This is a genomic window from Haladaptatus pallidirubidus, from assembly GCF_020700235.1.
Classification (GTDB): Archaea; Halobacteriota; Halobacteria; order Halobacteriales; family Haladaptataceae; genus Haladaptatus; species Haladaptatus pallidirubidus.
Window position 1 is genome coordinate 3,618,604 of sequence record NZ_CP085301.1, and the last position, 19,015, is coordinate 3,637,618.

At 55.4% G+C, this 19,015-nt stretch carries 16 protein-coding genes; all 16 read right to left on the reverse strand.

Features of this window, described 5'->3' with window-relative positions:
- Window positions 1-134 precede the first annotated feature (134 nt).
- Window positions 135-1,826 carry a glycoside hydrolase family protein gene (locus LIX15_RS19590; protein WP_227775253.1) on the reverse strand — a complete coding sequence of 564 codons (1,692 nt, stop codon included), beginning with the start codon at window positions 1,824-1,826 and terminating at the stop codon, window positions 135-137.
- Between the two features lie 70 nt (window positions 1,827-1,896).
- Window positions 1,897-3,588 (reverse strand): pectate lyase family protein, encoded by a 1,692-nt coding sequence (locus LIX15_RS19595; protein WP_227775254.1) that lies wholly within the window; start codon window positions 3,586-3,588, stop codon window positions 1,897-1,899.
- A gap of 2 nt (window positions 3,589-3,590) precedes the next feature.
- Window positions 3,591-4,802, reverse strand: coding sequence for a hypothetical protein (locus LIX15_RS19600; RefSeq protein WP_227775255.1), 1,212 nt, complete (start codon window positions 4,800-4,802; stop codon window positions 3,591-3,593).
- Between the two features lie 42 nt (window positions 4,803-4,844).
- Window positions 4,845-7,028: a hypothetical protein gene (locus LIX15_RS19605; RefSeq protein ID WP_227775256.1), complete on the reverse strand. Its 2,184-nt coding sequence runs from the start codon at window positions 7,026-7,028 to the stop codon at window positions 4,845-4,847.
- Between the two features lie 6 nt (window positions 7,029-7,034).
- Window positions 7,035-8,243: a hypothetical protein gene (locus LIX15_RS19610; RefSeq protein WP_227775257.1), complete on the reverse strand. Its 1,209-nt coding sequence runs from the start codon at window positions 8,241-8,243 to the stop codon at window positions 7,035-7,037.
- 5 nt (window positions 8,244-8,248) lie between these two features.
- Entirely contained in the window at window positions 8,249-8,788 is a 540-nt protein-coding gene (locus LIX15_RS19615; RefSeq protein WP_227775258.1) for a hypothetical protein, read from the reverse strand.
- On the reverse strand, window positions 8,788-9,657 hold the full coding sequence (locus LIX15_RS19620) for a hypothetical protein (protein WP_227775259.1): 870 nt from the start codon (window positions 9,655-9,657) through the stop codon (window positions 8,788-8,790). The genes LIX15_RS19615 and LIX15_RS19620 overlap by 1 nt, the downstream gene beginning before the upstream one ends.
- A gap of 498 nt (window positions 9,658-10,155) precedes the next feature.
- Window positions 10,156-10,596: a hypothetical protein gene (locus LIX15_RS19625; protein ID WP_227775260.1), complete on the reverse strand. Its 441-nt coding sequence runs from the start codon at window positions 10,594-10,596 to the stop codon at window positions 10,156-10,158.
- A gap of 27 nt (window positions 10,597-10,623) precedes the next feature.
- Window positions 10,624-10,758: a hypothetical protein gene (locus LIX15_RS32870; RefSeq protein WP_265338385.1), complete on the reverse strand. Its 135-nt coding sequence runs from the start codon at window positions 10,756-10,758 to the stop codon at window positions 10,624-10,626.
- A gap of 29 nt (window positions 10,759-10,787) precedes the next feature.
- Window positions 10,788-11,552 (reverse strand): hypothetical protein, encoded by a 765-nt coding sequence (locus LIX15_RS19630; protein ID WP_227775261.1) that lies wholly within the window; start codon window positions 11,550-11,552, stop codon window positions 10,788-10,790.
- Between the two features lie 51 nt (window positions 11,553-11,603).
- The gene (locus LIX15_RS19635; protein WP_227775262.1) at window positions 11,604-12,554 is read right to left on the reverse strand and encodes a phage tail tube protein; all 951 of its coding nucleotides are present in this window, start codon (window positions 12,552-12,554) and stop codon (window positions 11,604-11,606) included.
- Between the two features lie 159 nt (window positions 12,555-12,713).
- A complete protein-coding gene (locus tag LIX15_RS19640) occupies window positions 12,714-12,902 on the reverse strand; it encodes a hypothetical protein (protein ID WP_227775263.1) in 189 nt (62 codons plus the stop codon).
- 77 nt (window positions 12,903-12,979) lie between these two features.
- Window positions 12,980-14,362 (reverse strand): hypothetical protein, encoded by a 1,383-nt coding sequence (locus LIX15_RS19645; protein ID WP_227775264.1) that lies wholly within the window; start codon window positions 14,360-14,362, stop codon window positions 12,980-12,982.
- A gap of 35 nt (window positions 14,363-14,397) precedes the next feature.
- Window positions 14,398-16,491, reverse strand: coding sequence for a metallophosphoesterase (locus LIX15_RS19650; RefSeq protein WP_227775265.1), 2,094 nt, complete (start codon window positions 16,489-16,491; stop codon window positions 14,398-14,400).
- Window positions 16,492-16,533: 42 nt separating this feature from the next.
- Complete coding sequence (locus LIX15_RS19655) at window positions 16,534-17,901, reverse strand: hypothetical protein (protein ID WP_227775266.1); 1,368 nt, start codon at window positions 17,899-17,901, stop codon at window positions 16,534-16,536.
- Window positions 17,898-18,983, reverse strand: a complete 1,086-nt coding sequence (locus tag LIX15_RS19660; protein WP_227775267.1) for a hypothetical protein — start codon at window positions 18,981-18,983, stop codon at window positions 17,898-17,900. The genes LIX15_RS19655 and LIX15_RS19660 overlap by 4 nt, the downstream gene beginning before the upstream one ends.
- Window positions 18,984-19,015: the final 32 nt, after the last annotated feature.

A 19,015-nucleotide genomic window follows, 5' to 3' on the forward strand; every position in this document is an offset into this window, starting at 1 on the left:
GGTGTTATCTCGTTACTTGTGACGGGTGCTTGTATCGTTCAATTGGGTTTGATGGCACTTCGGTACACCGTTAGTAACAACATGCAGGATAGAGAGTAGTGTTTCCTCGATAACGGGAAATGATGAAATTACCTTTACCGGTTGTTTGCGATGACTGCATCTGAATTATTGTCGTAGATACTGCCGTTCACCATATTCCCGACAATCACCGACTCATTGCTATTATTGGCAATATTGTTATTCGAGAAACCAACACAGATATTCCCGGTTACACTGCATAGGACGTCCGGACTGATGAGAATCCCATTTACGGACGAGCCATCTGGTTGTGTTGCGTTGGGATCTCCTTTCACCGTGTTCCCGGTGATCGTGATCGTTCCAGTGCCACCAGCACCAGTGATAGAATTGACGTGAATACCTGCACCACTGCCGTCATCAGGCGATGCACGAATCTTATTTTCGGAGATGGTTCCGGATTGGCCACCCTCTTCGACGAGAATTGCCTGCCACCCACCAGATTCATTTGTCGTCCGCGTTCCGAATGGTCCTTCGATTGTATTGTCGTTGATGGAAAAGCGTCGAACTTTATGCCCGCTGTCCGTTATTGAATCAACGAAAAACGTATCCCCTGAAAGGGTACTGTGGAGTGGTCGAACGGTATTCCTGACAACATTAATATTCGTTATATCGCCGCTCCGTGCCTCGATTGCAACGGCACTTGTGTCGAATTGACTCCCGCCGCCGAACGTGCAATCCTTGACCCAGACATTCGAGCTTCGACCGAACTCAACAGGGCTTCGCTCGCCTGCATTATAGATGGTGAGATCCTTTACTCGGATGTTTTTATATGGCCCTGAGCCCTGGACGTCGCCGACACCACGATATCCTACAGCTGATTGCCCGGCTGCATTCACGTCGATCGTGCCACCGCCATCGACGATAATATTATCTCCGTGAGTTCGAACGACAGTTCGAAAGTTGCTCAGATTCGACCCATCCGCCTGCCGAATGGTGGCTCCGGGTTCGATTTGTAGATGGTCGTTATCGCCTAAGATAACGGGATCGGTGACGCTGATCGTCGTTCCCGATGGGATGATGACGGTGTTCCCGTTCCCGACGTGGTTTTGCAGTTGGCTTTCGGCAGTGACGTATTTGATGGTGCCATTCAGTGACGGTGTCGTGATCGACTCGAGCGCGTTAACCCCGTCCGGCGAGATCGTCGAGCCGTCTAACCAGCTCGGAACGCCCCCTGTGTATGAATTCCCGGCCGGATCGGTGAACGTCTGGCCCGCGATGACTGTGTTTGGCGAAATCGTCGTCCCATTCAGCCAACTCGGGACGCTCCCTGTGTATGTGTTCCCAGCTGGATCGATGAACGCATCTAAGATTTGAACCGTCCCAAACGAATCGTCTTTCTGTCGGTTGAATTCGTTTGCCGGTTGGTCGTTAAGCGAGTCGACTTCGGCGATTTTGAGCGCTGGATTCGTCGGTGCCGATGCGCTCTTTGTCCGAATATCGATTGTGACGTCGTCATTAACAGATGGGTTGTAGACGACCCGAACCACGTTCACCCCGCTCGAGGTTGCCATCGACGCATCCGTCACACCAGGATGCTCGACTGGGTATGCTTGCTCGCCATTGACGATAATCGCTCGCCCGCTACCAACGCTAATATCGTTGTTTGCGTGATCGGCTGTTGTCGAGAGACCTTCAAAAATAAACCCGCTACTATCGGCTTTCGCGAATAGTTTGACGAGTTTTCCGACCGTCTCCTCATTAAGCGGATCGTCAGTTTCAAACAGTGCGTTGGGGTTGTTAATTGGCATTTAGTTGGATCACTGCTGGCGAAGCCGCCAGCGGGCTAGTTGTGGACGTCGCGATTCGACTCGGGATCAATCAGTTCGCATCGACGAGCGGCACCCATTCGCCCGTCTCTTCATTCTGGATTTTCAGCGGGATCGGCGTCGCATCCGGGCCGAGTTTGATCGATCCGTCAGCGAACGCTCCGACAACTGTGCCGGATGCATCGACAAGATTCAGTGACGGGCCAAATTCTGGGGTCGACTCGTCAACCGAGATCGTTGCATCGCCCGTTTGTGACCACGATTCAGGGTCGAACGCCCCGTTATAGACATAATAGCAGTGGATCTCATTCGGTGACGTATGGCCACGGCATTTTTTCGTCCGTCGCGATGCGTCATCTCCAAACCCCCAGTTCCGCATCAGATAGTTCGCGCCTTTCCGAGCGGTCGGGTGGATCGTCCCGGTCGCGCTAAACGAATAGCCGCTGCCGGTCGAATTGCCCGAATTATCGATTTTGATGAACTGAATATCTGCATCAGTCATCGGGGGGTTCGAATCCGCGGGCGGGTCTGGCATCGGCCGGGTTGTGTTTGGCGGATCCGGGCTCCCGCCAAGTATCATATTATTCCGGACGTGTGCTGAATTCGAATAGTTCGAATCACTCCCGCCGAGGACACCGTTTACAGCGCCCCAGTTATCCGGTGTCGCATTCACTTCGATATGGTACTGGCCAGATACTCCGTTATGCGTGATATGGACGTCATCAAACGCCCAGTATCGTGCCGGCTGATCCGTACTATCGCCATTGTAGATCGCCCCGTCGCTTCGATTCGATCGGTAATAGATTCGGCAGTTGATGACTTCTGCACGCTCAGGGACTGCTGACCCGCCGATCGCCGCGCCAGGATACTGAGGCGGGTTATCCGGGACAGCATCGATAACGAAGTCACATTCGGTGACTGAGTGGGTGCCGGAGTATGTGTCGTAATCCGGGCCATTACTTGATGCCTCATCGGCTTCGTACTGGATTCCGCGCTGAAGTTGGCTATCAGCCCAGTTCGGAGGACAGCGTTCATTCTGGATAACGAGCGTGTTATGTATTTCCGTATTCCCGCCCGTCCGGATTCCGTTCTGGCTATTTTTAACAAACGAATTGAGTACTGTGACCTTCCCGCGGGGGTTTTTCGCATAAATCGTATTCTCACCCCAGCGTTCGAACCAGCAACGATTGATCGTCAGATCGCCAGACCCTTTTTCGACGAGAATAGCGCGTCGGTTGCTTCCCTGGCTGACTGATTGGTTACTGCCGTCATGAAAATAACAATCCTCGATAAGGCCGCTATGCCCCGAATCAGGGACTTCCGGTCGCAACCACGTTCGGGAAGGTGTTGAATCGCCTGGTGCCTGACCGTCAGTTTCACAGTGCACTTCGCCATGCGTCGCGAGTCGCGTCAACTCGAAATCATTACACCCGACAAACATCGTCCCGGGATTTCGACCATGCACGTCGATGCCAAACTGATCGGCAACGAATCCATCGCCAGTGACGTCCCACCATAGATTCGTTGCATTGCTGCCGTAGTCTTGCGGGATCAGCGTCGCGTTCGGACTGCCCTTGAGTGTGAAATTAGTTACTCCGGATCCAACGACGAGACTGTTTAACAGATACTGCCCCTCGGGAAAATAGACAGTATCGCCCGATCCGACCAGGTCGTCGAGTGTTGGATCAATAGGGTTGGATCCGGTGTTGTCCGCGCCCTGATCGACGATATTGTATTGTGCCATTGTTATTGCTCGACCTCGCTCGAGTCAGCCCATAGCGTCTGTCCGTCGAGATTCGATGGTTTGGTATCACTGATGACGACAACCGCTTGCTGCTCGCCGTCACCTAATGTCCGCACCGTCTGTCCAGTGAAACTCGGTAATGTCTCACCGTCCATTGGGAACGTCGCGATCGTCGTCCCCGATCGCGTCACTAGTCGGAACTCGCTGGGTGTGGTCGATGAATCATATTCGAGATGGGCATCCTCAATATGCAAATCGCCGATTTCTTTGACCGCGTTCGGCGTCATCGTTTCCGTATCGTAGACGATCTCACCAGTCGTATCGGATTGCGTGAGCCCGACTTGGTAATCAAAGCTCCCGAATTTATTGGGAGAATGCCAAATGACTAAGCGAGCATTCAGGTAGCTCGTTGCCTTGATATACAGGTAGTGTTCGTTGGTCGATGATGGCGATGTAATCACTACCTCCGCGTGTCGATTCTTCTCCGATCCGTATGATTCAAACTCGAGGTGTGGGTCGTCATCTCGGTTTGCGAAGTAGCCGCGAAGTCCGGTCGGTGGAGCGCTAATTGGCCCTGCGAACTGTAGATCAAATCCGAAATGTGAGTCATTGAAATTGCCGCCATTGTCTACCCGTCCGATCTTAAACCACTGCTCGGTGCCGTTATTCGACAACGAGAACATTCGCTGATTGACGACGTGATCGCTGAAATCGGCCGTCAATTCCCCATTCTGAATGTCCAGATTATCGCCCGCAAGAGTATCGACTGCCTGATTGTCGGTCACCCCGCCCGTGATCGAATCGAGTGTGAGATCATACCCGCGATTCATCGGCGTCGATTCGTCTTCGGCAGTGTCGATCGTTCCGAGCCGGAGCGTCCCGCCAGTTCCAACCATGGGAGCCGAATCCGATGATTTGATCTCGATCGTGACTGAATCCGCGTCGAGATCAACCACCAGAAAGACGTAGTTAATGCCGGAGGTGACCGGCAGATTGAGCCCAGTCTCAGCATGGACATTCACAGGGAATGCCATATTGTTCGTGCCACTGACGACAGCCCGCCCGCCCCCGATATCGACTTCATTTGCCGTATGGTCGACGTCGAAATTCAGGCCGACTTCGACAATATCGGTCGTCAGTGTGCGAAAGGCATGCTGTGCTAGTTCTGTCTCGGTTATATCGTCACCATTACCGAGTAAAATGTCTCCACTCATGAGTATTGTATTATCTAGTGTTTATGGATCGCAAGTTGCCGCCTAGCTCTGTCGCGTTACCGCGCTGAGTTGCGCGGACATTTGAGACAACATATCCTCGAATGTCGATCCATTCCCGAATGTTGCCTGTGTTTGGCCGAGGTTCCGCGTCACCGATTTCGGAGCGAGGGCCCGACCATCGGCGATCGGGTCGTCGAACCGCACCGACTCGACGAGCCCCCAGTTCGCATCCTCATTCGGGATCGTCACTTCGGCAAGGAATCGGGGCTCTTGCAGCTCTTCGACGATGACACGGGCCATTTGCTGGCAGCTTTGGTTGTTGATCAGCCCCGAGACGTCCTTCGGTGGCAACCAGTCCGCTTCGTCCGGATCGACGCCCGGCAGAACGTACTCGCCATAGGTGTCGTATCGATAGGTCGCGACGTATCGATCGCCATCGGTCATCCGGCCATCAGCGAGCGTGGTGATCGTCCCGTCCCGGTTGTCGATCTTGTAATCGAATCCCCGCGCGTATTCTGTGTCGTTGTTGACGTCGGTGACGGTCTCGGTTTGCGGCTGAATTCGCGCTTGATCGAGCTCGATAGCCGTCCCGTGATCGGCGTAAAAGAAATCCTCATAGTCACGCGATGAGCCATATACGCTCGCCGCCTGCACCCGTCGCGAGGTATCCTTCTCGATTGAATATCGCTCGGAACTAAACGACGTCTCGGCGATGCGCTGTCCTGGTTTCGTCCAGTCTAAACGCAAGCCTTCCCCCTCTTCATAGCTGACCGCCCATAGGAAATTTCCCTGGTTGGCCATCTCGGAGAGGATCGACTTGAGCTCGTCATTATAGCTTTGATTGACCACTAAGGGCAAATTCTCGAGATCCGCCCGCAACTCCCAGCTATGCAATTCCTGGGTAGCAAACCCGCGGGTCGGAAAGTCATTGCGCCCGGGATCGTCACCCGCTCGAGACAGGACGAAATAGGCACGAAGTGACGCTCCGGGATTTGGCAGTGATTCCCAGTCTGTTGAATCCGCGCCTTGCTGGCCCGTGATAACGGTATCAGTCCCGGTATGGCTAAATCCGACTCGTAAATCACCGCCCGAAACGGTATCGGTTCGGCTTAGTTCGGTCTCGATTGATGCCCCAGTGACTGCCATCGCTTGCGGGACGTTATCCGTCCAAAACCAGACATTATCCGGGTAAACCTCGGGGCCAGGGAGGTAATTGCCGGAGTTTTCATCGCCGGGATTCGGCCAGGTGTACTCATATCGAGTATCGTAAACGGCTGCCGAATCCAGGACATAATCGCACGGCCCGGTTGCGACCACGCCCAAGAAATAGGATTGGCCTGCCTCTAGCTTCCGTCCGATGACGCTCCGATAGTCCCGATCGGGCTGCCAGTAGCCTTCGGTGCCGATCTCTTTCCATGATAGCGATTCTGACGAGTCACTGAATTCCTGGAAAACTGCCTTTGACGCACCGGCACCTGTCCATCGAAATTCGATATTACTTGCACCGAGTACGAGATCGCGTATTTTCATCCCAACGCGGCCGACCGGGACGTCGTAATCAAACCGAACCTCAATGACAACCCGATCGCCCTCTTCCGTGAAATGATACGCCTGGCCGCCGTTGTATTCCGGTCCCGAGACGACTTCGGGCCCTGGTGCGATATTTGCGTCGCCCGGAACCGACTTTGGCTTGCACGTCTCACTACAGGAGATATACCCTCCGAATCGGGCTTGTACCGGATCGGTATCGGCGAATGAGGTTAGATTTTCCATCTCCTCCTGGCGGGTTGCCGATTGCACCAGGACGTCTTCGTCACGCTCGGTTGGGGGTCGATCGACGTTCGGGACAAGATCCGTCTCGGTCTCGATCAACTCTTTGACGGCATCATGCATCGCGATGACGTCATACTCGCGTTCGGCAGGATTCTCGAGCTCGACAGCACCGCGACCGCGCAGTTCGGTTTCGCTCTCGGTCTGGCGAATTAGATCGAGTGTGGAAATCGGCTTTCGATCGCCGTTTTTCCACACCCGCATCGGAGCGTCTTCAAACCGCTCGTCAGACCACTTGTCGTTTTTCTCCACCGGGACGGTAATGGATGGGATTCCGCCCTCTTGTGGTTGGTATTGGACGTCTTTTTGTGGCGAGATTGTATGCGTGTGTCCGTTTGGTGTGTCGACTTCGATATGCCAGCCGTCAGCGGTTATGCGTCCGTCTTTTGTTTGCATCGTTGGTTAGGCAGGGATATTTGAATCTCGAATGAGCGTTTGCACTTCGCGCGAGTCGCGACCGGATGGCCGTGCGATCGGCGCGAGTCGGTCGACGAGCCCGTCTGGCGTTGGCGATGCGTTATTTGGCTTTGTCCATTGTGCGAGTCCAAGGCCACGGCGAAGCATCATATCCAATCGATACAGGTCGTTTGTCTCCTGGTTGCGGAAATCAACCATCGCTTCGACACGCTCCGGGCCGATCCGCGAGAGATTGAAGGTTTTGAGCCGCCATGGAGACATTCCGAGTTGCAGCAAATCCCAGTGCGACGTCATGGAATTCCAGCGGAACGCCCGGAGTTTGCCGTTTACCTCATCTGGGATTAACCGCAAACTGCCACTCTCGACGATGATTCGGCCGTCGAAATCGTGATCTGTACGAAAGACACGCTGCCAAGTTGACGCAACCCGAACGCGCCGACCGCTGCCGACCGTTGCACTGCCGACGATTGCATCGCCGACCGAACTCCCGTCGCCCGGGGGCTCTTCATACAGGACTTTCTCCCGGTTGTGATCGTCCCAAACTCGGCAGTCGCCCCGCGGCTCTTGGTGATAATCGATCTTGTAGACGAGCGTGGGTTTCGTCCAGGGAGGATACTGCGAGTCATAGAGGACGTGGGTGCAGTATTCACCCTCGCGACGCGCGACCGGGCCCGCGTCTTTCCGCTGTCCGCCACGCTCGTCGATCCACATCACATCGCGAGCCATCTCCGGGATCGCGATGATCTCTCCGGGGTTCCCGCCGAACGGGTTATCGATACTGCCGGGATTCGTGCGCACGGCCCGATAGTGCGAGGTTGCCGTCCCCTGTCGGACGAGATCGCCGTCAATCCGATACAGGCCATCAGCACGCGCTTCGATCGGCTCGACGGTGACGTCCCGGAGCGTATAATAGCCGTGTTCGGGGCGATGTGCCGTATCGACGTGGGTGAACGGCACCGCACCGAACGATGCCGCGTTAAACAGTTCCTTGATTTCAGCCGCCATCTCGTCGGCAAAGCGAGCGCGGAACTGGCCCGTGATCGATCGGTCTTCCGGTTCAACCGCGACCGACTGCACCGCCGCAACGTCTTCGCCAGGGATGCTTCCGGATTGGATGTTTCTCGCTGCTGACCCGCTTGCCCCGGTCTGTGAGTCACCCGGGATAACGAGGTTGTATAGTTGTATATCTGGCATGATTCTTAAAACGGTAGTCGTTTGATCGCGTCGAGTGCGTTCCGTAGGTCAGCAGTTTTCAGACACGTCAGGCTGCCTTCCGCAATCCCGAACTTGTTGACGTCGAGCGTCGTCATCGGTTGTTCGAAGACGACGTCGAGCGCGCCGCCGCCGGTTCGGGTGCCGTACTCAAGTCGGGCAGGATGGAACGAATCAACCTCGGTCTGCTCGATCGCTTTCGAGAGTTCGCCTGCCTGAGACCAGACGTCACCGCCGCCCGCACCGCCGAAAGCGTCGGTGTTGCCCTGGTAGGTCTGGAACTCAATCTGCACCTGAAACACACCGCCGCCTTTGTCGATGTGGATGCCGGCACGCTGGCCGTCACCTGTCGAGTTGTTGAACGGGTTGCCGTCGTCCATCAACTCGTGAAACATCGCGTTCACGGTCGACCCGCCGCCATCACCGCCGACGAGAAAGCCGGTTCGGACACCATCCTCAATAACGATGCCTTTGGACATCTCGAAGACCTGGCCACCAACCGTCAGCTTCGCCCAGTGTTGTACCATTAGAAATCCACGATCCTTCGAATATCTTTGCGAACCAGATTGCTGATTCGACCGATGTTATTGTTGATCGCTCGCCAGACCGCGTTCTGAATATTCCGTGCGTTGATGCCCAGATTCAGGTTGAGTTCGGTGTTAAACCCGATATTGCCGTTGGCGAGTTTCTTGAGCCAGTTTGGCGCGGAGAGGTTAAGATCGGGCATCTCCGGCCACTTGAATTTCTTGAGCTGGTTGGCGACTGGCCAGTTCCAGTTCATGAGTTTCGATGGCTTCGGGAAGTCCCATTTGAGCAACTGCTTCGGTTTCGGGAAATCCCAGTTCATTAGCTTCCGTGGTTTCGGCCAGTTCCAGTTGAGGAGTCGCCCGGGTTTCGGCCAACTCCAGTTCATCAGTTTCTTCGGGTTCGGCCACTTGAAGTTCCGAATCGCCTTGGGCGCGGGTGGCCATTTGATATCGAATGCGTTGGTTGCCGCTTCCCCGATTTTCCGACCGATCGCGTCGCCGCCAATACCGCCGAGGATCGCGCCGCCGATCCCGCCGACAGCAGCACCCGCCGCGGTGCCAGCGCCGGGAACGATCGAGCCGATAGCAGCCCCTGCCATCGCGCCGCCTTTCGCGCCGGCAGCAGCACCAGCAAGCCCGCCGCCGAATCCGCCGACCGTCCGACCGCGTCCTCGATTCGTCTTTTGACCGGCGTACTCGCCACCGTACAGCAGGCCCTCAAGAATCGGCACTTTCCGACCGATGGATTTTGCGATTCCTGCTGGTTTTGAGGATGCAATCCGACCGGCACCCGATCGAAGACGTTTGATCAGCCCCGATCCGCCACCGCTGAGAAGACTGCCACCGCCCTTTCGGATGCCGGACAGCACACCGCCGCCGCCGAGCCCGCTTCGAAAGCCCTTCGGAATATTGTCGAGTGCGGACTTGATCGCACTGCCGGTTTTCGATGCCTTCTGTCGGAGGTTGACCGATCGGATTCCCTTGATCGCATCGTCAAACTTGTTCGATGACGTTTCGAACAGTTGCTTCGATGCTGACCCGACTCGCGAGTTCTTGGCATATCGCAGGGCATCGTCATAGACGCCTGCTCCGCGACGATAGGCGTTATCCGCGGCCCGACCGAGTCGCGTTTCCTTCGCATATTTCAGGGCATCGTCGTACGCCGACGCACCCGCTCGATACGCCCGGCCGGACGCCCGACCGAGTCGGCTCTTTCTCGCTCGAGCCAGCGCGTCGTCAAACTCCGATCGTGCTCGCGAGAACAGCCGATTTGCGCCTTTTCGCAGTCGCCCGGAGAACCGTTTCCCGCGTTTCCATAGGCCTTTGCCGCGCTTTTTCAGCCACGCACCGCCGCGTCGAAGCCGTTTCTAGGCACCCTTCCCGAATTTCTTGAGTCGCCCGAGTGCGGATTTCAGGCCCTTCGCGAGCCCGGCTTTCAGGCCACCGCCGCCGAGCATTCCAGCGAGTCCCGCTAGTGGCAGGAGTGGCAACCCACCGCCCTCGGAGGCCGCCATCTTCTCGACTGTTTCATGAAGATCGCGGATCTCCTCGAGCTGCAGGGTGAGTAGTTTGTTCGTGGTGTCCGTCGCAGCGCCAAGTCTCGACAGCCGATTGCGAGACCCGCCAGGGGCTGCCATCTGACCGCCGCCACCGCCACCACCACGGCGTCGACCGCCGATCTGTCCTCCGGGAACGGTGACGTCGACCGTGACGTCGCCGATCGAATCCTGGATTTTCGAGCGTGTTTTCTTTAGACTTCGATCGGATACATCGACGTCTAAAATCGCTTCTGTACTGAATTCTACCATAACGTTGTTATCAAAAATTGGCGGTGGTCACTCGTCGAAACCGCCCGCGAATGGATTTTCGATCGACTGGATCACTGGATACATCTCCATGAACGTCCAGACATCTCGGACTGGCCACGTATCGACTTCACGCGGATCGTGACCGTGAGACACGAGGAGCATCCGTCCGAACTCGAGCTGCAGCTGTTCGCTTACGTCGTTTCCAAGTCCTCCTGGGCCCTCTGTAACCGCTCGTTGAAGTTTCCCACGTCCACGTCAGGCGTTGAAAACTCGCTGACGCGTCCCTCGAGCCACTCTTTGAAGTGCGGAGGTGTCTCTCGGATGACGGCCGTCTTTTGTGGGAGATCAGTATCGGCATCGATCGGTGGGGCATCGATCAGGCCGGCTGCCGTCCGATAGATCGAGCCAGCACCCTGGACGACAGGATCATCACCCATCCCTACCATCTGGTTCCGAAGCGATTCAGTCCGATCCTGGACGTCCGCGAACTCGCCCGTGGTGAGTGCCCCGATCGTGATGGTGACGCTGTCGTCGTCGATCCGATTCGACCGCCGACTTTCGACTGCGTCTTTGACGTTCTGACTCGTCTCGACCGCTTCGATCTTGTCGAGAAAGTCATCGACGCGACCATCGCGAACGTACTGGGCGCGGGTTTCGTAGTTCTGATCGAGCCACGCTTGCTTGTCCCATTCGTTCCAGGTCTCGGCGGCTGTCGGGGTTTCTGCACCCCACTGATCGATCGCCCATTGGACGCCCGCGAGCTCCCGCTCGAGTTGATCACGCCGATCGAGCAGGCCATTTAGTTCCCGTGCGAGCGTCGCCTCTTCTTGTTCTGTCGTCTCGTCTTCGTCGTATTCCGCGTTTGTCTTCGCGACTTCATATGCAATTTCGTCAAGTTCGCTATCGATTTTATCAAACTCTTCTCGCAGGTCAATCGTTTCTGTTTTTCGTGGCATAGTTGGGACTCGTGAAATGTGGTGTCTCAATCGGTACCGGGTGTCGGTCAGTTACAGCGCGCTACTCTCGCTCGACGAGGCAGTCGCTTCGATATGCCCCGCGGTGAATGTGACGTCTTCCATCGCATCGTTTTCGGCGTCGATGAAGTTCGTCCAGCCGTATTCGCTTGGCTTTGCAAAATCAGTTACATTGAATGTAAGCCCACTTGTTCCGGGCGTCTGTAAGGACAGATTGGCAGTTGGGCCATTGACCTGTGTTTGCGGGCCGCCCGATCCGCCGTATGCTTCAGCGCGCAAGTCGGTGCCGGTGATCACCTTGCTCATGGTGAGTGACGTCTCGACACCGCCGAGAACTGCCTCCTGTGGGTGCTGATTCCAGCCGCGCTGGAAGCGAGCGTTTGGCGAGATCTCGAGTTCTGCCTCTTCCATCAGCGTCTGATTCGTGCCGCCGATGTTCATCTGGCCCTGGTGGAAAATCAGCGGCTCGGGTTCCGTTTCAAACGAACTTGGCGTGATCGATGCGTTCGGGGTCTCGTTGCCGTATAGTGCAGTCAGGGACGCCTCGACGGGATCGCCTTGCGAGACAGTGATCGAGTAATTCGTCCCGACAACACCCTCGAGTTGCCGCTCGGTGGTATTGGTCAGGTAGTTAATCCCGGCATACACGCGCATCGACTGGAAGCGACCGGGTGTAAACGACCAGGTGTAGTCATAGGGCCCACTTCCACTCGAACTCGGGGGGGTGCCGAAGACGTGGTTTAGGTGCCACGGATTCGTGACATGCCAGCTAGCCGAGAACGCACCTTCGAACTGGGTTTTAACCGCATCGACGATCTGGGGGTCGTCAGCAACCCGCATCGGCTCGAGTGCGTTCTCGAAGCTGATATCGTCGACTGATGGATTCTTACCGAATCGCTTGTAAGACGATCCGGACGGGTCACCGCCGTAGTTTCCAACTGGTTCATGATCCCAGCCGAAACTTGCATTACCGGCGCCCGTCATTCGATACCACTACTGTTGCTGTTACTGATGATGGTCAACATTGGTTTGAAAAGTATGTGAGTGTGACCGACTCGCCCCACGCGCCGCTGCTGGGGGTCACTGTGGTCTTTGTTCGTCTAATGCACGCAAAATCCAGCTGAGTCGAGAGGAATTAGTTGATTAGTCGTCTTCGTCTTGATCGCCGTTTTCTTCAAGCTTCTCGACGCGCTGTTCCAGCCGAGATATTTCGGCGTCAACTGCGTCCAATACTTCGACAAGACGAGTTTCTACGACGCCCATTGTGGCATAGGCCCCTCCACTATCTTCGTCTTCTATGTCGTCACGTAGTTCTTTCAGTTCTCCAGGCATGCATATAATGGTTATAAGAGTGGAACGAAAAAGGTGTTGGTCGTGTTAAATTCGTCTCGCGTATCTACCACTACCGATTAGGCGACTTGCACAAACGACCCATCGCGCTTTTGCCGATAATATCCCGTGCCACTGCCGTCACCACTGTCGGTAAAGTCCACAAATGTCCCAATTGGGTAGCTCCCTTGTGGGGTTTCTGCCGCCGCTGATTCGATGGCCTCACCGTTGATAATCGTTCCAGTGCCATTGTCGGTATATGACCCAGCGTTCCTTACGTCGATGAACTCCGTATCTGCTGAATTCGCAGTGATATTGATACCCGTCCCGCATTCGAAGTGGCTATTTTCAATGATTGCGGAGGTGTCGAGATGCAAATCATCGCTATTTGGCGTGCCACCGCGAAGAGTGACATTCTTTAGTTTGATGTTTGTTCCAGAGGTGGAGACTGTTATCCCCCTAAATCCAATATTCGGATAATGGAGGTCTGCACCATTGATTGTCACATCATCCGCATTCTCAGCAATCCAAAGACAGTGGGTCATTTCGGTTGTGGAATAGCCAGTCACATCCGAGATATACACATTCGTTGCATCGCCAAGGATGTAGACAGGACTCGAAGAGGTGTGCTCATAGGCGTGTATTCCACTTGCGCGGAGATTGTTACCATTGCCTGCAAAGCGCACTGTTCGCTGACACCGAACTGACGTGACATTATTCATCGAGATATTGTCGCTCGCCTGTGTGAATCCAAATGCGGTGCCATCAGTGATATCGTAGGCAATGCAATCGGAAATCACCACATGGCTTGCTTTATCTGTTGGCCCATCGGGTCGCTGTGCATCGCCTGCGATTGCACGGTCGTATCCCGTTTGCAGTTTGTAGCCGTGGATATGGCCTTCATCCCCGCCGAGTTGGATGCCACGGTCGCCGGGGTCTTCGATATAGCCGTCTCGAATTGTGTAATCCGTTGTCCCAGCATAGATGGTAATGCCCGAACCACCCGAACCGTGCTCTTGTGGTGAGGTGCGACGAATATCATATTCATCAAGTGTAAACCCATCGACTTGGTAGGTTGTAATACCGTGTAGTCGCGTTGCAGTGCCTTGATTTGGCCGATTGCCATCCCAGCCGTAGTTTTTGACGGTGATATCGCTACAGGCGGTTGTTTCGCCGAAGATGAAACCACCAATATCAGCACCGTCGGCGGCTTTCATGATGGGATTTCCGTCTTTAGCTAATGGGCTCTCGAATTCGATGGTGAGTCCATCCACCCCGTCGAATTTGATTTGGCTGGTGACAATATAGGGGGTATCGGGGCGCTTGACGCGCACCACATCGCCGTCGCTTACGTTTGATGGGAGTGATCCGATCCCGGACGCTGATGTGGTTAGAATGTCCCAATCGCCGGTCAGTTCGTCCGTTTCCACGCGTCCAATTTCTAACGATGAATTATCTGTCATTGTTTAATAGTTTTTGTAACAAGTTTGTGTTCGTGCTATCCTTTGAAGTCGAGCGAACCCGGTCCGTCCAGCGAAATCCCCCAGTCATAAATTCGCAGCTCAGACTGGCTTGCATCGGTCGAACCAATGCGACAATTCAGCAATTGGTAGGGGTTGACCTCTGGAGAACCTTCGGTCGTTTGATCCAATGGCGGGTTATTGTCGATGGTTTGTTCCATAATCCCGTCCATCCCTGATTCGCTCCATTTTGCGAATTGTGCGACACTTTTCTCTGCGTTATACCGACACTGGAACAATCGCTTCGTCCCATTTGTTGCTAACGGTTGATTCCCTAACCCTTCGGCAGTCCCATCGGCGACATGTGCGCAAACCTCGCCGTTAGTGATTCGAAGGCCGATATGAGGTGCAGTCCCGATCCCACCTCGTGTGACCCATCCCTCGGCGGTTGATATGTTGGGGATCTCCATGACAACATACCAGACCATATCAGGCCAATCTATCGTATCATCAAGAAGCGCGCGCGGCTGTCGTCGGTATTCGAGGATGCTATTTGTCCCATCAGTTCCCGATTGCAGTTGGGCAAAATCCACAACCCCACTTTGGTGGAATTTGATGCTCCCGCCAGTGCTTTCACTTGGGTTGAGGCGATAGGCGTCTAACGAATCAAATGAACCCTCATGTGTCCACTTTAGATTATCAACCAGCGGGGTCGACTGCGGGCGGGTTGTCCCGTTAAACCGCCATTTGTCTTGGTACCCTGTCTCGTCTTTCGAATAGGACTGTTCGACACTCACATGGCCGTCTTGATATATTTTAATTTTGCCGTATGGTGTGACGCTAAAGTCTGCATCGCGGCTAACTATCCCAACAGAGTGAGGATAGTGTTGGTAGAAGTAGCGAACACCATCATAGAATTGGGTAGTGGATTTTGTGAACAGTGGGTCACGACCATATGTATTTTGGTGGTGACAATGCGCGTAGAAGACCGTCGTGATGTTGTCATGTTCCGAGAGTAGCTGCGAGTACTTCGACCGACTCTCCGGGAGGAGGTTATCGTATGCACTCATCGCCCCACCAAGGAATGATGGAGTATGCGTCCAAATCAGAACGGGTTTTTCAGTAGATTTCAGTTCAGATTTGAGCCACGAATACTGGCCGGGCGGGACCATCGACCGCAGATTTTGACGCGACCCATCGTTGTAGCCAGTGTTGAGGACGATGAGTTTTGCGTGATGGTAGTCCAGCGAGTAGTAGGTTTCCTCAAGGGAACTGACTCCCCAATTGCTATACGACCAGTCTTCGCCCCAATCGTCAACCTTTGCGTATTCGTGATTGCCCCAGACCATATGAGCAGGGCAATTGAGTTGACTTTCCGCATAGTTGCGAAAGTCGTCGATTCGTTGTTGTGAGGTGCTAAGACTGCTTGCGTCCTCTTGGATCATGTCTCCGCCCCAGATAACGAGGTCTGCACCGTCCTCACCCCACGAATTCATATCTGCGACGAAGGTATCAATTTTTGACTGCAAATCAGCAAGCGTGTCGGACCACTGGCCGGATTGCGCTCCCCAGTGAGAGTCTGTAAAGTATCCGACTTTGAGCGGGCCAATGTTCACTTCGTTGCTCGATACACGCTCCGCATTTACCGCTTCGACATTGGCGACGTCCGTATTAACCGGCTGCTTGACCCACTCACCGATATTCTCATCATAGCGCCAACGTGCACCCGGCTCGCCCTGGGACTCGTCGGTTTCAATGAAAACCGCGTTGTGCGGGGCTTCCGGCGGTCGTGCCGACAGCGTCCCAAATCGGGGGACACTGTCAGGAGAAGGGGAAGTTTCCGCACCGGTCGACTCGTCGCTAGCGCTGTCGGGTGGTTCGTCCCCCGAATCGGTACCCTCATCTGGTTCTTTGCTTGCACCGTCGGCGTCCGGAACGACGACGTCGCCATCGTCGTACTCGACGTCATACCGATCGGCTAGTCGTTCCATCACCGCATCGGCGTGCTCGTCGTCGACGTCGAAGTAGCCCTCGTCATCGACGCCTGCCTGCAGGCGGTTGTATGCCGGGACGAGTGGCACCGATCCGGGCTTCCCGCTGCCGAGTGCGTACGCTGGGTGTTCAATTCTCATTCGTATCCTCCGTTGTGGTTTTGACTACCATGCTATGGCCCTCTATGCTGCCGGGTAGCTCGACAAGTACTGGATGTGGTTACCGTGCGATTTGTCGATGAGCGTGCCGAACTCCGCGAGCGCTGCCTTGTCGCCCAGGCCGACGCGCCCGAGTGGGACGGTCGTCAGCGGCATGAGCGCGCGGAACCGCACGTTGTTGCGATCCCAGATAAAGGCGTCCGTGTTGGATGCCGTGAAATTCGTGGTGGTCTGCCACGGCTGATCGCGAATGTTCGGACACTCGACGACAGGGACGTTCTGCTTGAGGTTGATCATCCGGCCGCCGAAGTTGATGTCCTGGTCGAATGCGTCCAGTCGCGTCGAGATGTTGGCCTCATTTTCGAGTCGATCGAAGAACGTCGGCGAGACCGCGATCTCGGCGCTGTCGTACGTGAGACCTGTCTCTTCGACGGCCTTCGTCAACTCGTATTTAAGATCCTCGAGCAGGGGCTGATCGCCGGACAGCGTGATCGACGATTTGTCGACCTGGTTTCCGGAATCAGTAGCGATCTTTGCCATGCCTTCGTAGGCGTGTTCGGATTCGAGCGACGCGTAGCCGTTGGCACCCGCGACACCGACCGATGGGTCACCGTAGAAGAACTGGGTGGCCTTGAACAGCGCGTGCGCGATGACTCGCTGTCCGAAGGTCATTTGACCGACGTCCATGTAGCCCAGCGAACTCTCCGCGCGAACCGTAAAGTCGGAGATGTTCACCTGGTCGGCAAAGATCTTCATGTCCTTTTTCTCGTTGCCGAGCGAGTGATCGGACTCCTTGTTATCGGACAGATCGAGCGCGTCCGACTCGCCGAGCATGCCGATCGGGTCGGATCGATCGGAAACCACGTTGTAGGACGCCTGGAAACCAGCCTGTCCCTCCTGGACAACGCGCGTCGTGATGGTCGCCGTCGACCGCTGGATATCGACAATCCGGGGGTCGAACTGGATCGGCGTTGCGCCCTGGACGGTGGCCGCCGTGATGGGGCCGTCTTTTTCGATCGTCTGGTCGAGACCTTTCAGGCCGCCAGTGTAATCGTCACCGACGCTTGCCGCCTGCAGGATAACATTTGAGTTGCCCTGACCGAGCTTCTCCTCGACCGCGTAAGCGTGCTTTTGCGAATAGCCACGCTGGTAGGCAGGGAGGTCGACCGCCGATGCCGTCTTCGACGACCAGCCGTCGCCTTCTTCAGGAACTTCTTTGCCGGCGTCCTCGAGGAGCTTCCCCGTGATCGGGTAGACGACTTCGTCACCGAGATCGCGGGCTTGGATGCCCCAATCGTTAAAGACGCTTTTGGCGATCTTCTCGGCCTGCGAGGGGTTCATCTTCTCGCTACCGGTCAGTGCATGCAGAACAGTGGTTCCAGCTGCGCTCATAGTTCAAACTCCTTGGTGGTGTCTTCAGATTCTCCCGTCTCGTCGTCAGGAACGGTGCTTTTCGTCCCGGATTCTTCCGGATCTAGCTCGTCGAGAAATGACCGCATCTCGCTGATGTTTTCCTCGAGCTTGTCGAGGCGCTCGCCATCGATGGCCGACTTTTCGTCGTCATCCTCGTCTTCATCGTCATCGTCTTCATCATCGTCGTCGCTCTCCTTTTCGAGAGCGTCGAGTCGGTTCTTGATTTCGCTACGCTCCTCGACGGCATCCTCTTCAAGAGAGATCAGCCGCTCGAGTAGCTCGTCGTTATCTTTGTCCGTCATAGTGTTGTCGCTGCCACCGTCACCGCCATCGGTGCCGGTGTCGGTATCTAGAACTTGTTTCACCCGCTGTTCGGGGGGTGCGGGGTCACTAGCGGTGCCGTCCTGGTGCTCGAGCATCTCGTCGACGATCGCCTTCGCGAACGTCCGCTCGTCGAGCTCGAGATCGTCAAAATCACCTGCACGTTTGGCCATCGCGACCGCCGTATTCGCGGCATTGGTCGCAACGGATTCACGGTTCGACTGAATGCCGACAGACGAGACTTCCATCAAGTCCGTCGAATTGAAGATAAGGCCGCCAGCGTCCTTCTCGTCGGCATTCTTAACGCCGAATCCGATTGAGAACCCAACCGGCATATCCGCTTTGACGTAGCCAGTGAGTTGCTGGCCACGCTCGTTTTGCGGATTCGGTCGGATGTAACCGTATAGAACGTCGACGCTCTCGCCGTCATCTGACTTTTCGGTTCCCTCTTCGATTTCTGCATCTTCTAAGGAACCGATAATGTCTTTCCAATCGTAGCGTAGCCCGCCGAAAAGCCCGCCACCGCCTTCTTTGCGGCCGTGGTTTTCGAATACGGGTCGCGATTTGGCCGTGATCTGATCGCGTAGGTCTTTGAGACCATCGTCCGAAAACTCGTCACCATCGCGATCGATGCCTGTCGACGAGATCGGAACTTTGAGGTATTCATGCTCGTCGCCATCCGGCGATCGAGTAACGACACCTGTCGCTTGCACCGACTTGCGGTGCATTGTATCGCTCATAATGTCCTCATCAAAATCGTTGATCCGCGTGT

Bases quoted from the DNA above. Each gene is read 5' to 3' on its own strand.
- LIX15_RS19590 (WP_227775253.1), bottom strand. From the start codon at position 1,826: ATGCCAATTAACAACCCCAACGCACTGTTTGAAACTGACGATCCGCTT.
- LIX15_RS19595 (WP_227775254.1), bottom strand. From the start codon at position 3,588: ATGGCACAATACAATATCGTCGATCAGGGCGCGGACAACACCGGATCC.
- LIX15_RS19600 (WP_227775255.1), bottom strand. From the start codon at position 4,802: ATGAGTGGAGACATTTTACTCGGTAATGGTGACGATATAACCGAGACA.
- LIX15_RS19605 (WP_227775256.1), bottom strand. From the start codon at position 7,028: ATGCAAACAAAAGACGGACGCATAACCGCTGACGGCTGGCATATCGAA.
- LIX15_RS19610 (WP_227775257.1), bottom strand. From the start codon at position 8,243: ATGCCAGATATACAACTATACAACCTCGTTATCCCGGGTGACTCACAG.
- LIX15_RS19615 (WP_227775258.1), bottom strand. From the start codon at position 8,788: ATGGTACAACACTGGGCGAAGCTGACGGTTGGTGGCCAGGTCTTCGAG.
- LIX15_RS19625 (WP_227775260.1), bottom strand. From the start codon at position 10,596: ATGGTAGAATTCAGTACAGAAGCGATTTTAGACGTCGATGTATCCGAT.
- LIX15_RS32870 (WP_265338385.1), bottom strand. From the start codon at position 10,758: ATGCTCCTCGTGTCTCACGGTCACGATCCGCGTGAAGTCGATACGTGG.
- LIX15_RS19630 (WP_227775261.1), bottom strand. From the start codon at position 11,552: ATGCCACGAAAAACAGAAACGATTGACCTGCGAGAAGAGTTTGATAAA.
- LIX15_RS19635 (WP_227775262.1), bottom strand. From the start codon at position 12,554: ATGACGGGCGCCGGTAATGCAAGTTTCGGCTGGGATCATGAACCAGTT.
- LIX15_RS19640 (WP_227775263.1), bottom strand. From the start codon at position 12,902: ATGCCTGGAGAACTGAAAGAACTACGTGACGACATAGAAGACGAAGAT.
- LIX15_RS19645 (WP_227775264.1), bottom strand. From the start codon at position 14,362: ATGACAGATAATTCATCGTTAGAAATTGGACGCGTGGAAACGGACGAA.
- LIX15_RS19650 (WP_227775265.1), bottom strand. From the start codon at position 16,491: ATGAGAATTGAACACCCAGCGTACGCACTCGGCAGCGGGAAGCCCGGA.
- LIX15_RS19655 (WP_227775266.1), bottom strand. From the start codon at position 17,901: ATGAGCGCAGCTGGAACCACTGTTCTGCATGCACTGACCGGTAGCGAG.
- LIX15_RS19660 (WP_227775267.1), bottom strand. From the start codon at position 18,983: ATGAGCGATACAATGCACCGCAAGTCGGTGCAAGCGACAGGTGTCGTT.